Annotated in this window: 10 protein-coding genes; 5 read left to right on the forward strand and 5 right to left on the reverse strand. The window is 55.6% G+C overall.

Features of this window, described 5'->3' with window-relative positions:
- The first annotated feature begins 6 nt into the window (after positions 1-6).
- Positions 7-1,170, forward strand: a complete 1,164-nt coding sequence (locus tag AC2FGC_RS19425; protein ID WP_496726742.1) for a hypothetical protein — start codon at positions 7-9, stop codon at positions 1,168-1,170.
- Here AC2FGC_RS19425 and AC2FGC_RS19430 read toward each other — a convergent pair.
- Positions 1,167-4,793, reverse strand: coding sequence for a flavoprotein (locus tag AC2FGC_RS19430; protein WP_496783199.1), 3,627 nt, complete (start codon positions 4,791-4,793; stop codon positions 1,167-1,169). The two genes, AC2FGC_RS19425 and AC2FGC_RS19430, sit on opposite strands and share 4 nt — an antisense overlap.
- Before the next feature lie 417 nt (positions 4,794-5,210).
- Between AC2FGC_RS19430 and AC2FGC_RS19435 the strand changes: the two genes are divergently transcribed.
- Both AC2FGC_RS19435 and amaB read left to right on the forward strand, forming a co-directional pair.
- Positions 5,211-6,317, forward strand: a complete 1,107-nt coding sequence (locus AC2FGC_RS19435) for a saccharopine dehydrogenase family protein (protein WP_496783201.1) — start codon at positions 5,211-5,213, stop codon at positions 6,315-6,317.
- Between the two features lie 3 nt (positions 6,318-6,320).
- Positions 6,321-7,832, forward strand: coding sequence for an L-piperidine-6-carboxylate dehydrogenase (gene amaB / locus AC2FGC_RS19440; RefSeq protein ID WP_496783203.1), 1,512 nt, complete (start codon positions 6,321-6,323; stop codon positions 7,830-7,832).
- 45 nt (positions 7,833-7,877) lie between these two features.
- Here the strand turns inward: amaB and AC2FGC_RS19445 are convergent, their stop codons facing one another.
- A complete protein-coding gene (locus AC2FGC_RS19445) occupies positions 7,878-9,455 on the reverse strand; it encodes a DUF5928 domain-containing protein (protein WP_496783205.1) in 1,578 nt (525 codons plus the stop codon).
- A 144-nt stretch (positions 9,456-9,599) separates the two neighbouring features.
- Between AC2FGC_RS19445 and AC2FGC_RS19450 the strand changes: the two genes are divergently transcribed.
- A complete protein-coding gene (locus AC2FGC_RS19450; RefSeq protein ID WP_282120959.1) occupies positions 9,600-10,418 on the forward strand; it encodes a sulfotransferase family protein in 819 nt (272 codons plus the stop codon).
- Positions 10,419-10,427: 9 nt separating this feature from the next.
- Here the strand turns inward: AC2FGC_RS19450 and AC2FGC_RS19455 are convergent, their stop codons facing one another.
- Together AC2FGC_RS19455 and ilvD are read right to left on the reverse strand one after the other, a co-directional pair.
- Positions 10,428-10,877, reverse strand: a complete 450-nt coding sequence (locus AC2FGC_RS19455; RefSeq protein WP_496726736.1) for an NUDIX hydrolase — start codon at positions 10,875-10,877, stop codon at positions 10,428-10,430.
- A gap of 115 nt (positions 10,878-10,992) precedes the next feature.
- Positions 10,993-12,825 (reverse strand): dihydroxy-acid dehydratase, encoded by a 1,833-nt coding sequence (gene ilvD, locus AC2FGC_RS19460; RefSeq protein ID WP_108861683.1) that lies wholly within the window; start codon positions 12,823-12,825, stop codon positions 10,993-10,995.
- 107 nt (positions 12,826-12,932) lie between these two features.
- On the opposite strand from ilvD, the gene AC2FGC_RS19465 reads away from it, so the two are divergent.
- Entirely contained in the window at positions 12,933-13,487 is a 555-nt protein-coding gene (locus AC2FGC_RS19465) for a helix-turn-helix domain-containing protein (RefSeq protein ID WP_108861682.1), read from the forward strand.
- A 130-nt stretch (positions 13,488-13,617) separates the two neighbouring features.
- On the opposite strand, the gene AC2FGC_RS19470 is transcribed toward AC2FGC_RS19465, so the two are convergent.
- A complete protein-coding gene (locus AC2FGC_RS19470) occupies positions 13,618-14,724 on the reverse strand; it encodes a peptidoglycan-binding protein LysM (protein ID WP_496726735.1) in 1,107 nt (368 codons plus the stop codon).
- Positions 14,725-15,131: the final 407 nt, after the last annotated feature.

Here is a 15,131-nt window from a genome sequence, read left to right on the forward strand (position 1 = left end):
GGCTGAATGAGCATAGAAAAGAAAGTCTGGCTGATCTCGGGTTTTGTTACGCTGGGTCTGGCCCTTGTTCTGTTCAAACTCTGGATTGAACTGAACCATTTCGACGAGGACCCGACGCAATTGCCAGATCAGGCGTCGGTCGACGCTTACTTGCAAGACCTTCCAAATTTGCCAAGCTATCAGGTCAAAACTGGCATATTTATCAAATCCTTCAGTTTTACCGGTGCCAGTGATGTGCATGTCAGCGGCTATATCTGGCAGCATTATGAAGACGGTGTGCATGACGCCATCAAACCAGCCGAAGGCGAAGTGGGGTTCATCCTGCCGGAAGCTGCCGAGGCAGCGAGTGGCCTGATTGAAGAAGCCTACAGGATAGATCAGGGCGGGTCCGAGTTGATCGGCTGGTATTTTGAACAGACCTTGCGCCAGGCCTTTGACTATACCAATTATCCGTTTGACCACAAAACCGTCTGGGTCCGTTTCTGGCCGGGCGAGTTTGACGTAAATGTGGCTCTAATCCCTGACTTTTCGGCCTATCCGGCCACGGGGCCGAACGATATCTTTGGCATCGACAACCGGATCGTCATGGGAACGTGGGAGCGTGAAAACACCTATTTCGACTACCGGCTGTCCGATCTGGATACGACCCTTGGCATCGGCAAGAACGAATATCAGACCAACCTGCCTGAGCTGCACTATAATTTCGTCATCAAACGGAACTTTGCGAATGCTTTTATCGTCCACATGATCCCCCTGATTGTTGTGACGATGCTGCTGTTCGGGGCCGTCATGACGGTCACGCGACGCCCCAATCTGGTGGAACGGCACGATTTCAGTACGTCCAGTGTTATCGGCACTTGCTCGGTCCTGTTTTTCGTGATCCTGCTGGCGCATGTACAACTGCGCGAAGGGTTTGCCGGATCGCCTGTGATCTACATGGAATCGTTCTTTTTCCTGATGTATTTCCTGCTGCTGGCGGTGTCGGTAAACACCTACTTCTTTGCGGCCGAGGCCGTGCCGTCCCTGTGGTTCATCCACTATAAAGACAACCTGATTCCCAAGGCCTGCTTCTGGCCCTTTGTCCTGTCGTGCATGGTGATCATCACGGCCTATAACCTCAGCCTCAAGGACATCCCTAAGGATGAGGCCGGGATACAGGTTCAAAACTAGGCGGGCGGCTGCCACCCGGGTTTTTGTGTGCCTGTCGCCATGTCCAGCGTGTATTCCCCGACAACCCCGGCTACGCCCTGATCCAACTGGTCCAGATACTTGGTGGGCTGCGCGATCACGTAGGCATAGGCGGGTTTTTTCACACCGTCGATCAGCACATTGATCCGCTTGCGGACATAGACATTCTCGGGTGATCCGGGTCCGTGGTAACCTTCGAGCTGGTCTAGCTGTTTCAGGCCCGATGAGGTCACCCGATACACTTCTCCGCATATTGGATGGCCGCGCCCTTTCTGGTCGACCAGCGTGGCCATCCTGTGCAGGAAGCCACAGTTCGGATTGTCGCAATGCGGCTCATGCGGCACGATCAGAGGCATTCGCTGTCGCGTCACGGCCTTGCCAACAAAATCATCCAGCACATCGGCGTGGGCTTCGTGGTTCGGGAAGCCTTTCTTCAACGAACCATAGGTAAAGTAGAGATAGGTGCGCTCACGGTCATCAACCACATCGTCTTCGCCCTCTTCCTCAATCTCGGTCAGCGTGTGGCTGTTGGCCCAGTCATCCAGCATGGCCAGCACGTCTTTTGATATTTTGGCGTCTTCGATGTCATGGGCGTTTTGCAGGAAATGGATGCAAGCGCTGGCATCAATGCCATCCGCTGCCAGCAGAGTTTTGACCATTTCGACCGAGTTGTTCATCACCGCCACGTGCAGGCTGGTAAACCCATGGTCGTTGGTCGCATTCACGTTGATACCGCGCCGTATCAGCTCTTGTGCAGCCTCCAGATCAGGTTTGCCCAGGTCCTGCCCGTTTTCGTTCAGCTCGCCTTCGCCGCCTGCTGCGTAGTGCAACAGCGTGTCGCCATTGTGGTCATCCACGATGTCGATCCCGGCCATGCCATTGTCGATCGCCTCGAACACACGATTCCATTGTTCGAACTCATCCGATGCGGCGGCTTCTTGCGCCCATTTGCAGATGTTGTGTTCCTGATCGGCCAGTTCTTCGAACGCTTCGTCCAGAACCTCCATGATCTGGTCCGGGGTCGCCATCATGCCGATCCCCATCATGCCATTTGACAGACGCCCTTTGCGGGGACCCACCAGATCAACACCCAGATCACGCAGCTTTTCGACATTCCTTTGGGTTGTGACGTTGTTCCACATGTTGGTGTTACACGCCGGGCAAAGGATCGCCGGTTTGTTCCGGTACTGCCAGGCAACAAAGACCGAGGTCAGAAGGTTGTCGGCAATCCCATTGGCGATCTTACCCATTGTATTGCAGGTCACGGGCGCCACGATCACGCAATCGGCCCAGTCACACAACGCAAGGTGCGAGGCGCGCAGCGGCATGCCGAACTTGGTGTATCGAAAGTTCCATTCGTCGTCGTCGCGGTAATAGTCGTTGTGCGAGATATAGTCCTCGACCTTTTCCGGCTCGTACCCCCGTTCAATCTCGACGCCCTTTTCGATCTCGATATCGCGAAAGAACTTCTCAGCGGAAACCGACGGGATCAGTTTCACGTTGTGGCCAGCGGCGGTAATTTTCTTTACCAGTTGCGGCACCTTGTCTGCGGCAGAAGACCCGCAGGCACACAGCAATACGTTGCGTTTTTCGCTGGGGGCATCGGTCAGCCCACCCTTGGGATAGCCAAAGATGTTCTTGTCCAGGCTGGGAGATTCATTGCGCAGCAGAACCGGCAATCCGGCCTTCTTGATGTCTTTTTGAAATTGACCATTAAGAATTCTGTCTACGATGTCCTTGCGCGTGCCCTGAAACACATTCTGGAAAAACAGATATGGAACCGTTTCCTTGCCGGTTCTAGCGATCAATTGCCTGCGCATTTTCATGACATTTGCCCCGTGCCCCTCGACATCAACCAGCTTGATGTCGGTGATGCCGATATTGGCCAGAATACTGCGCAGCATGTAGGACCAGGGGTCTTCATCCGCATAGAACAGAACAAGCGGGTTTTTTTCGGTGATATGGTCTACGTCGGACGGATCTTTTGGGGCTTCACGTTCTTCGATTACCAGCAACGCAGGTTTCGTAATGTCCCGAAGACCGCGGAACAAATGTCCGCGTGGCGCTTGCCAGACTTGTGAGGTCGCGGGGCTCATGTCCACAACCGTCACCATATCGGTGGCCTCTTTATATGCGATACACAGGCACCAGAACTCCTCCAACAGGGCCGTTTCGCGGAACGCATTCTTCGGGGGGCGAATGACCTCAGACCCCAGTACCTTGTTGAAATCGATATTGATCATCAGGTGACGACCTTTGTCATCGTTCAGGCTTAGCAATTGGTGGCGGAACCAGTCTTCGGGTGATTTGATGCTTTTGTCCGAACGATTGGCGTAGCTGCGGAAAGTGCTGCCCAGATGCACGTCCGGTTCCTGGCTGAGGTACCGTTGCGCCATCGCGTGCATTTGCCGGGCTGTTGACACGCGGCTAAGCGCCTCGGCCAGATCGGTTTGCGTTGCCCTCAGCAGTTTATCCTCGTCAACCTGTTCATCCCCAAGGATGGCCAGACTTTCGGCAAGAACGCCCATCGAGTTCATGTTCGGGCTGGCCCGTCGGAACAGGTTACGCCGCTTTTTGGGGTCCTTGGCCAGGTATTCCGTACTGTCGACATAATTGCAGTCCTGCTTCAGGGTTTGCAGGTATGTTTTGACAGCGTCCCGTGCCGAAAACCGCAGCATCCCCCGTGATCGCATCGAGGTCCCATCGCGGTCCGTCATCCCGGCCCACAACCGATCGATGGTTGTCACCCATAGCTTGCCGTACTTTTCCGGGTGAACGTCCATCATATGCACAAGGCCGGTGCTGGGGTTGCACTTTGCGATAATGGCAAAATGGCCGCCCGGCATATTTTCCTTGCCATGTGCGACACCGACTTGAAAGTTCGCCACAAGGATATCGTTTTTCCCCCCCAGCCGATTGGATTCGTCTATTGCCTCAAGCAACAGATCCACGGATGTCGTGGCCTCATCCATGAAATAGGCCTGCACCTGAATGACATCGCGCAGGTCCTGGGTATGGATGAATGTGCAGGCGACATCGAATAGCTCGCCCAGCGATATTCCGTCGTTCACGACAAACGAGGTCGGCAAGCCGCATTCGCGAAAGATGTCATTGACTTCGTAGCTGAATCCAAGCGCCGACATGCTAAGGGCTGCGGCGGTCACGCTGCAGCAATTGATCGGCTGTTGATAGTTCTTCAGATGCACACTGACCAGATCGCCAAACAGCGTATCTTCACAGGCGTCTTTGATCTTTTTCGGGATTGCCTTCCATTGGTGTTTGGGCAGATAGGCCAATCGGGTGCCCGGGGTGGCCAGCGCCTGAAGACTGACGGGAATGTCCTCGATTTCGAGATGTTCTTCGTAAAAATAATCCCCGCTGTCTGCGGTCGCCAAAACCGCTTTGTCCTGCCTTAGCTGAACCATGCCGCCAAGGACCACAAACATACCCTCTGAGGGCAGGACCGTTTCTTCGGATACTTCGTAGAATTCTAATTTCGAATGAATGACTGATGGATCTTTGGATGGCAGGACCTCATCTATCAATTTCAGATCGTCTTGGGATGGATTGAATGATTGAGAGCTTTCAATTGGATCTTTAGGCACGTCTTGTCCCCCCTGAACTTCGGCGTGAAAATTGTCAAAGACCCAACGCAGTAGCTTGTTTTTGGGTCAGGCACCCATCGGTCATACAGAATAGAAAACCGGCCTGACGTAATTTCCCGCGCTGGGCGGACCGATTGAACACATTGATATGCGCGAACAAAAGGGTCCAATTGAGCGCACTGTATAATATCTGAATATAAAAATCACTGACGTTGTTGATTGGACCAATTGCGTTGCTGCCATGGGGTGATCACGTCGTTCATCGTACCGCCGAGTGCGGAGGGTCGCACAGGTAACACGGCAAATTGACAAAATCTCCGTCAATATGACAGGTATGACCGCGATTTCGTCAAGATTGCCCCTGCGTTTCGGACAGAAGCGGCCTCATACTTTTAAAAATGAAAGAGGAGGCGCGTTTTGAGCTGGAACATTTGTGTCATCGGAGCAGGCAAGATCGGTCAGATGATCGCGACCTTGCTGAAGTCATCGGCCAACTACTCGGTCACGGTGGCGGATCGGGATTTGGCTGCGTTATCAGCATTGAACAAGCAGGGCATTTCGACCCGGCAAATCGATGTGAGCGACGAAGCGCAACTAACCGAAGGTCTGGGTGGGTTCGATACCGTGATCTCGGCGGCCCCGTTCTTTCTGACGCCGAAGATTGCCAAGGCGGCCAAGACCGCTGGCGCGCATTACTTTGACCTGACCGAAGATGTCGCGGCCACCAATGCCGTGCGCGAACTGGCGCAGGACAGTGAAACTGCATTCATGCCGCAATGTGGCCTGGCTCCGGGCTTTGTCGGTATCGCAGGGGCATCGCTGGCGGCAGAGTTCGATGAAATCGACAGCCTGCATATGCGAGTGGGGGCGCTGCCGCTCTATCCGACCAACGCATTGAAATACAATCTGACCTGGTCCACGGACGGGTTGATCAACGAATACTGCAACCCTTGCGATGCCATTGTGAATGGTGAACGGGTCAAAACCGCTCCGTTGGAGGATTATGAGCTGCTTGGCCATGACGGGGTGGAGTACGAATGTTTCAACACCTCAGGCGGTTTGGGCACTTTGCCCGAAACACTGGACGGCAAGGCGCGGGCGGTGTCCTACCGCTCAATCCGATATCCGGGCCATTGCGATATCCTGAAACTGCTTCTCAAGGACCTTGGCCTGGAACATCGCCGCGATCTGCTGAAGGATATTTTTGAGACCGCGCTGCCACGCACCGACCAGGATGTGGTGCTGGTCTATTGCACCGCAAAGGGCATGATCGACGGCGCGCTGCGCGAGAAATCCCTGATCAACAAGAGCTTTGCCCGCACGATCAACGGACAGGTCTGGAGCGCCATTCAGGTCACCACAGCCGCAGGCGTTCTGGGCGTGGTTGATCTGATGCGGACCGGCGCGCTGCCTGCGAAGGGCTTTGTCCGGCAGGAACAGGTGAACCTGTCCGATTTCCTGAACACCGAATTTGGCCGGCTCTATCGCGCCGGCGACGTAACCGAACAGAACAAGGCGGCCTGAGATATGAAAGACATCGTGATGACAGCCCAAACCACCCTCGCCAATCTGGATCTGACCGAGGCCGAACTAACCGGCGGCACGCTCAAAGTGACGTCTCCGATTGATGGCAGCGTGTTGGCCGACGTGCATGAGACGCCCGTTGTCGACATGGACGCCATCTTTGCCCGTTCTAAAACGGCGTTCAAAGAATGGCGGACAGTACCGGCCCCGCGCCGGGGTGAGCTGATCCGCCTGTTGGGAGAGGAACTGCGCGCCGCCAAGGACGATCTGGGTGCTCTGGTCAGTTGGGAGGCTGGCAAGATCACCTCGGAAGGTCTGGGCGAAGTGCAGGAGATGATCGACATCTGCGATTTTGCCGTCGGTCTTTCGCGCCAATTGTATGGTCTGACTATTGCGTCGGAACGCCCGGGTCACCGGATGATGGAGACGTGGCATCCAGCAGGTCCGGTCGGGGTGATCTCGGCCTTCAACTTCCCGGTTGCGGTGTGGTCGTGGAATGCGGCACTGGCGCTGGTCTGCGGTGATCCGGTGATCTGGAAGCCGTCCGAGAAATCTCCGCTGACCGCGATGGCTGGTCAGAAGATTTTTGAACGCGCGCTGGTCCGGTTTGGCGATGCGCCGGATAACCTGCTGCAAACCCTGATCGGCGGTGCGGCGCTGGGCGAGGCCTTGGTCGCAAGCGAAGACGTCCCGATTATCTCGGCCACAGGGTCCACCCGTATGGGTCGCGCCGTGGCACCCATCGTAGCACAGCGTTTTGGCAAGTGCATTCTGGAGCTGGGCGGCAACAATGCAATGATCGTTGGTCCTTCGGCCGATCTGGAAATGGCTGTCCGTGCGGTTGTGTTCTCGGCCGTAGGTACGGCCGGTCAGCGCTGTACCACACTGCGCCGCCTGATCGTACATAACTCGATCCGCGAAGAACTGGTGGGCCGTCTGAAAAAAGCCTATGCGGGATTGCCCATCGGCAACCCACTGGTCGAAGGCACGCTGATAGGCCCGTTGGTAGACGAAGCCTCGGGCACGGCCATGACCGCTGCGCTTGAGGCCGCCAAGACTGAAGGTGGCACCGTGCACGGTGGACGTCGCGTAACCGAGGGTGTGCCTGCGGGCGTCTATATGGAACCGGCCATTGTCGAAATGCCAGGCCAGACGGCGGTTGTGAAAACCGAAACCTTTGCGCCGATCCTCTACGTCATGGGCTATGACGATTTTGATGATGCGATTGAACTGCAGAATGACGTCCCCCAAGGCCTGTCCTCTTGCGTGTTCACCCTGAATATGCGCGAGGCCGAGCAGTTCCTGACGGCGGCCGGGTCGGATTGCGGGATCGCCAACGTGAATATCGGCCCATCTGGTGCCGAGATCGGTGGAGCCTTCGGTGGTGAGAAGGAAACTGGCGGTGGGCGCGAAAGCGGCTCGGACGCGTGGAAAGCCTACATGCGTCGTCAGACAAATACGGTGAACTACTCGGCTGAGCTGCCTTTGGCACAGGGCGTCAAATTCGATATCTGAACCAATTATCCAGCGGCGCTTCGGCGCGCCGCTGGACGATCCGCGTTAATCCGCAAAAAGATAGTCAAGGCTCATGATGGCTTGCGCCTTGTCCAGCGACACGCCCAGAAACTCGGCAATCGCGGTCTCATTCTCAATATTTGAGTTGGTCTCGCGGATACGCAGGTATCCGTCGAACTCTGCCTCGCGGATCAATTCGGATTCGTGCACCAGTGAACTGCGCAGTGCTGGGATCAGACGGGCCACGGATTCCCGAGGACTGCTTTCTCCGGCCAACCCCACGCGGCGGGCGTGGCCGATCAGATAATCGTCGGAGTACTCGCACTCGATTTCCAGAACTTGGCTGCGGGCCTGAACCGAGCAGAAATCCTGAATGATATCCAGATCTGCGGGATCCACGCACAAGACCAGCTTGTTGGAATCAAAGCTTTCAAACAGCATGCGCGTCACCGCGCGCCGGTGCCGCGTGCGCTTGGCCAGAGACGATTCAATGCCGCCCAGATCAGGCAAAGAAGTGTCTTCTTCGTTGAACAGGTATTCCACGCAGGGAATGTCGGTTTCCGAGACGATCTGGTCCACCAACCGTTTGGCAACATGCCATTTCTTGCTCACGATCAGAAACACTTCGCGCTCGGGGCCCAGTGAATTGCCTGCCTCCCAGAACCGTTGCGCATAGCGCCGCCCCACCCGGCCACGCCCGGTCAGAAAGCTGTACAGGTTGCGCCCCTCGTCCGAGATGTGAAACGTCATGCCTTCGGTTGCGTACATCTGGCCCAGCCTGTCCTTCAGCTCATGCGCTTCGGGGCTGATCTTGCGGGCGAACAGGTAATCTTGCGACAGCAGCAAGTCATAGTGATCGTTGTAGAACGTCACCGGCATGCCATAATCCGAGAACATCAGAAATGTGGGCGTGCGGTTGTCGATCTCGGTTTTGGGGATCAGGTGACGCACCAAAGTCTGAAAAAAGGTCTCGTCCGGAATCCAGGTGGTCGAGAAAAACCGTTTCACATCCGGGCGCTTTTGCAGAAAATCCAGGATCATTTCGATGGTCCTGCGGCGCAGGCACCACCATTGGCTGCCGATCATTATCTGAACGTCTGACGGAATCTCGCGCGTCAGACCAAACCGTTTTTGCAGATTGTACGACCCGTAAAACAGCTTGGCCTGTGTGCGTTCGTTGAAATAGTGCCGATAGATCAGCCGGTCCTCGACCATGCCGGTCTTGATCCAGTTGCTTTCCAGGAAATCATGGCTTTCGACGAAATCAACGTCGTGTTGATTCAGAAAGTCGTGGATGTATTCAGCCGATTTGATCGGCATGCAGTCACCCGACACCATGTAGAAATGAGTGGCGCGGGGAAACGCATCCACAGCGGCCTGCAGGGCATTCAGCGTGGCCTGAACCAGTGACCACGCCCCCCAGCCGCATTTGATGCGCTTGTTGGCAAAGGTGACATTGGGGTTGTCTTTCAAAGCCTCGCGAATGCGTGCATAAGCAGTCGCACTGGCCCGCGCGTCAAAGTGGATCGCCATGCAATCCCCGGCGGCGGTCAATTGCTCGGCCTGCGCGATGATCGCGTCAGGGTCTTTGTGACATAGCAAAATGTAGGCAATTCTTGCCATATTGGCCTATTGTTTTCCGTTTCTGCCCGTTTCCAACCGTGATACTGAGGATGAGCGATTGAATAAATAGAATATTTTTGGTTTTTTGGTTTCAAATGCTGGCGCGTCAATATTGAGACCAGATCAGCAAAGGAGGCACAGCAGATGGGTTTTCCCGGTACATGGATGACCGAAAGCGAAAGCATGGTTTACCGTGTGGTGCCGAAATGCGCCTGTTCGACCATTGGTCAGATCATGTTTTATTCGGATCACGGGCAGTTTTTTGACGGTGATATCCATGACGCGAAGGACGGGATGCACAAATGGGCCTTCGGTCCAAGTCAGGATCAGATCTCGGGAAATGTCCGCAATCACAAGTCCTTGGCCTTTACGTGCGTGCGCAATCCCTACACCCGAATTCTAAGCTCGTTCTTCGACAAGATCTGCGGCATTCAGCGCAACGGCAAGCGGTATCGGGGCAATCTGGTGCCCACGCTTATCTATAATTACGGGATCGAAGTTGGCGGCGACGATGGCAAGGGTGAGTTCGATCAGATCGCCAGTTTCCGCCGTTTTTTGCTGTTTGCACGTGATACGATCCGCTGGCGCCGTCCGATGGACCCTGACATTCACTGGTCGGCCATGTCCGGCCATGTCTCGACCTTCATCGTGAATGGTGGGCAGTACGATCAGATTTTCTGGACTGAGCAGTTCAATGAAGGAATGCAAAGTGTCCTTGATCGGTTAGAGACACCGCACGCTGTGAATTTGTCCGAAATCCCGCGATTCAATGAATCCGAAGGCCACGGGCCCAAACGTGCGCATCCGGTCGAGGACTACTTTGACGATCTTTCGATGCACCTGGTCTACGAGATCTACAAACACGATTTCGAGCTGTTCAAATACGATTTTGAAAACCCGGGCAACAAGATGCCAATCGGTGAGATTGATCTGGACGAAGTTCACGCCAAGCTGGGCGATTAGACGAACGGATCAGCGATCGATCAGGCGCTCTTTCAGGCCGGTCGGGTATAGCTCTGGACCGCCGATATCCAGAGCATCCAGACTGAACCATCCTGCCGTCCAATTCAGGCCATTGTCTTCGGTGAATGAAATGGGCGCGTCGGGCCAATTCAAAAGCTCGGGGCACTGAATCTCGGCCACAAAGATGATCTCATGTCCCTGATGCCCTTCATGCTGGTACAGGTTCTCGATCACCAGCGGTTGCCCACTGACTTCAACTGTCACATCGAGCTCTTCCCGGAACTCACGTTTCAGCGCGTCACGCCATGTTTCGCCGAATTCGACCGATCCGCCCAAAGGGCGAACACCCTTGATGCGACCGTCGTCATTTGGGACTTCGGCAGCAAGAAGGCGGTCCCACCGCCAATGCAAGCCGATGGCTTTGACACGGATACCGTTATGCGGGCGCCAGAATGTCATACTTGTCACCGATTGGGCCATGGATGTCGTTGAATACAAAAGAAAAAGGTCTCGCTAAACGAACTAGCGAGACCTTTGAAGTTATTGCAGTTTGGGTGGTTTGGAAACCGCTTCTTCAGACTTGGCGCACGGCACCTTTCGCGGCACTTGTCGCCAGCTTGGCATAGGCCTTTAGCGCGGTTGACACCTTGCGCTTGCGCGGTGCGGCCGGAACCCATCCCTTTTCGTCCTGCTCTTCGCGGCGGGCAGCCAGTTCTTCGTCAGACACGGCCAGATGAATGGTCCGGTTGGGGATGTCGATCTCGATCTTGTCGCCCTGCTTGACCAGCCCGATTTCTCCACCCTCAGCGGCCTCAGGTGAAACGTGGCCAATCGACAGGCCCGAGGTGCCACCCGAGAAACGCCCATCAGTCAGCAGGGCGCAGGCTTTGCCCAGACCTTTGGATTTTAGATAGGATGTCGGATACAGCATTTCCTGCATCCCCGGACCGCCGCGCGGGCCTTCATAGCGGATCACCACTACGTCGCCCTCTTTGACCTTGCCGGTTAGGATGTCGTTCACGGCCTGATCCTGGCTTTCGCAGACATAGGCAGAGCCGGTGAATGTCAGGCTGTTGGGATCAACGCCTGCCGTTTTCACGATACAGCCTTCGCGCGCGATGTTGCCGAACAGGACTGCCAGACCGCCATCCTGACTGAACGCGTGTTCCTTGGACCGGATCACACCGCCTTCGCGGTCGGTGTCCAGTTCCTTGTACCGGTTCGACTGGCTGAACGCCTGCGTCGTGCGTACGCCGCCGGGCGCGGCCTTGAACAGGTCCTGCGCTGCGGGGTTGTTGGCGACCTTGATGTCCCAATTGGCAATCGCTTCGCCCATGGTTGCCGAATGCACGGTGCTGCAATCTTCGTGCAGCAGCCCGGCGCGGCTTAGCTCGCCAAGGATCGAGAAGATGCCACCGGCGCGGTGAACGTCCTCCATATGAACATTCTCAGTGTTGGGCGCGACCTTGCACAGACACGGCACCTGACGGCTCAGGCGGTCCATGTCGGTCATGGTGAAATGCACTTCGCCCTCATGCGCGATGGCCAGCAGGTGCAACACCGTGTTGGTCGAACCGCCCATGGCGATATCCAGGCTCATCGCGTTTTCAAAGGCGTCGAACGTGGCGATTTCACGGGGCAGGAAGCCTTTTTCGTCCAGATCATAGTGCCGTTTGGTGATCTCAACGATCCGACGCCCGGCTTCGAGAAACAGCTCTTTACGATCGGCGTGTGTGGCCAAAGTTGAGCCGTTGCCCGGCAGAGCAAGACCCAGCGCCTCGGCCAGACAATTCATCGAGTTTGCGGTGAACATACCGGAACATGACCCACAAGTTGGGCAGGCGTTTTCTTCGATGTGCTGGACCTGCTCGTCGGTGAATCTGTCGTCGGCGGCAGCGACCATCGCATCCACAAGGTCGATCTTCTTGGCGTCCAGATCGGCGATGTCGATCTTGCCGGCCTCCATCGGACCGCCCGAGACAAAGATCGCCGGGATGTTCAGGCGCATCGCGGCCATCAGCATGCCGGGAGTGATCTTGTCGCAGTTCGAGATACAGACCATCGCATCAGCGCAGTGGGCGTTGACCATATATTCGACCGAATCCGCGATCACTTCGCGCGAGGGCAGGGAATACAGCATCCCGTCATGGCCCATGGCGATACCGTCATCCACCGCGATTGTGTTGAACTCTTTCGCAACACCGCCAGCGGCCTCAACCTCGCGCGCGACCATCTGGCCCAGATCCTTCAGGTGCACGTGGCCGGGTACGAACTGGGTGAACGAGTTGACGATGGCGATGATCGGCTTGCCGAAATCGTCGTCGCCCATACCGGTGGCACGCCACAGGCCGCGGGCACCGGCCATGTTGCGGCCGTGGGTTGAGGTTCTGGATCGGTACATTGGCATGATGCTGTTTCCCTTTTGCCCCGGTTGCGATATTCGGGATGCGTACGTTATAGCGCACGTATCACATGTGCGCTATAACGCACAAGAGGATTCGAGAGACGATCAAGATGGCACCGGACGAAATTACGTTAAAACTACGCGATGTGCGGGCAGCCTCGGGGTTGAGCCTGTCCAAAGTGGCCGAGATGACGGGTGTCAGCAAAGCCATGCTGGGTCAGATCGAACGAGGCGAATCCAGCCCGACCATCGCAACGCTGTGGAAAATCGCCAAAGGGTTTCAACTGCCGCTGAGTGCGTTGATCGGAACGGCGGCCCTGCGGGATACCGCCATGCCCGACGTGTTTCACACGGTGACCTTTCCCGGCAGCATTGAGGTCAAGATCGTCTTTCCCTTCGATCCTGCGCTGGGCGCCGAAACGTTTCACGTCGACCTTGCCCCAAACCAAAGCCACGAATCCGCAGCCCATGCCGCAGGGGTGACCGAAGAAGTGTTTGTGCTGAACGGATCGCTTGAGATTCTCCGTGATGGTGACTGGGTACCGCTACAGGCCGGGCAGGGCCTGCGCTTTGCAGCCGATCTGCCGCATGGTTACAGGGCGGGGACGAATGGCGCTGCGTTTTTGAACATGCATCATTATGCACAACCAGCCGAAGTCACCTGAGGCAACGCGCACGCTGGAAAGGTTGGGCGACATGAAACAAGTATGTGACCCAAGTACACAGCTATGACTTTATGTCGAGGTGGCACACAGCGCGGGTCGCGCTGTGTACGGATTCTTTTGCACGAACCGATCAGTTCGACGCAGATTGCAGCTTAGAGCTGTACTCGGACAGCGAGCTGGAAACGATATCGTACCACTCGCCCGACTGCCGCATTTCGTTCAGGCCATTGTTCAGCATCGAGATATACTGCAGCCCGTATGGGTTGGATTTATGGGCCAGCAGGCGAATGGTGGACAGATGGGTGAAGTTCTCATTCTGAACCACCTCGTTTTCCATACCCAAAGCCGCAATTGCCCCATTGGCTTGCTGAATAGCCATCCCGGTGGCGTCCGCGGTTCCGTTCATGACCGCCTCGATGCACTCTTCCGGGGTGCGGGGGCGAACAAGCGTGATTTTGGGTTCGACCAGGCCGGCCTCTTCCAGGTCATTGGTAAAGAACCCGTCCATACGACAAAATACGGCCCCTTCCAGCTCTTCGATGGAGGCTGCGCCAGCATATTTGCTGTCGGGCAGTGTGAAATACCCAACGACCGATTCATACAATGGCTGTGATGCGTAGAACCCGTTACAGCGATAAAGGCTGTCTTCACCCATGGCATCGGGGTTTTTTGCGCAATCTGGCACAACCCAGGCAACGGCGATGTCATACGCTCCGGCGGGCAGAAGTGTGTAAAGATGCGAGTTGAAATCGTTCACCCAACCCTGGTTGTATTCGCGCTTGTTGCCCGCACGATGCAGGGCCGTTGTCGACAACCGCATCAAAAAGCCGCCACCCGAAAGACCTTCGTCCGTATAGGGTGCCCAATCGTTACCGGCCAAAAGACGAATCGGCGGCTCGTAAACGTTTCTGGGTTTAATTTTTGCGGCTTTTTCTTCCTCTCGCTCAACAACTTCGTTGAACTGCGATGTGGCGGTCAGTCGGCCGTCAGCGCATGGCAAGTTCAGAATTGTACCAGGGGTCAGATTGTTCGGATTTCCGGCAATGACGTTTCTGTTTGCGTTGAAGATGATCTGGTAATCCCGAGAGCCATATGCCGTTTCGGAAATAGTCGCCAGCGTTTCGCCTGCTTCTACTGTGTACGATTCGCACGCGACCTGCGCCGCAGCACTTATCGGTGAGATCAAGGCAGCCAGACCCAGGGTCATGAGGCCAAACTTAATTCCAGGGGTGTTCATTTCGTTCTCCTGTAGAGTGAGTTTTTTCAACGTGCACCAGGGTCCCGGTTTTTTGTTCTATCACCCTAGTGACGTTGTGTTTTTTCTTTCGCTTACAAAATGGTAGGAAAGATGTTCCGCGCCGATCAAAATTTTACAGACTGCGGGGGAAAGCGTTTTTTCTTTTCCTGATTGCCCGTTTCCTTTGCTTCAGCGCCGATTTGTATTGGCTGTTTCCACGGCCTGAGTTCGGGCGCTTTCACAGATACTCCGGGGTACATTGACGTAGGGAAAACCGACCTTTTTGGGGCGGAAAGTGCGTTTTTTTGGGTTCAACCCTTGGTGGAGTGATAAATTACACACGGACATAAGCCCGATAAGCGGGGCTTTAGTCTTACACGCATCACTATTTGGGGTGTTTGCAACCC

It is taken from the genome of Ruegeria sp. CDSC054 (genome assembly GCF_059610645.1).

Excerpts from the sequence above, each read along its gene's own strand:
- AC2FGC_RS19465 (WP_108861682.1), top strand. The coding sequence starts at position 12,933 with ATGGCACCGGACGAAATTACGTTAAAACTACGCGATGTGCGGGCAGCC.
- amaB (WP_496783203.1), top strand. The coding sequence starts at position 6,321 with ATGAAAGACATCGTGATGACAGCCCAAACCACCCTCGCCAATCTGGAT.
- AC2FGC_RS19450 (WP_282120959.1), top strand. The coding sequence starts at position 9,600 with ATGGGTTTTCCCGGTACATGGATGACCGAAAGCGAAAGCATGGTTTAC.
- AC2FGC_RS19445 (WP_496783205.1), bottom strand. The coding sequence starts at position 9,455 with ATGGCAAGAATTGCCTACATTTTGCTATGTCACAAAGACCCTGACGCG.
- AC2FGC_RS19425 (WP_496726742.1), top strand. The coding sequence starts at position 7 with ATGAGCATAGAAAAGAAAGTCTGGCTGATCTCGGGTTTTGTTACGCTG.
- ilvD (WP_108861683.1), bottom strand. The coding sequence starts at position 12,825 with ATGCCAATGTACCGATCCAGAACCTCAACCCACGGCCGCAACATGGCC.
- AC2FGC_RS19470 (WP_496726735.1), bottom strand. The coding sequence starts at position 14,724 with ATGAACACCCCTGGAATTAAGTTTGGCCTCATGACCCTGGGTCTGGCT.
- AC2FGC_RS19455 (WP_496726736.1), bottom strand. The coding sequence starts at position 10,877 with ATGACATTCTGGCGCCCGCATAACGGTATCCGTGTCAAAGCCATCGGC.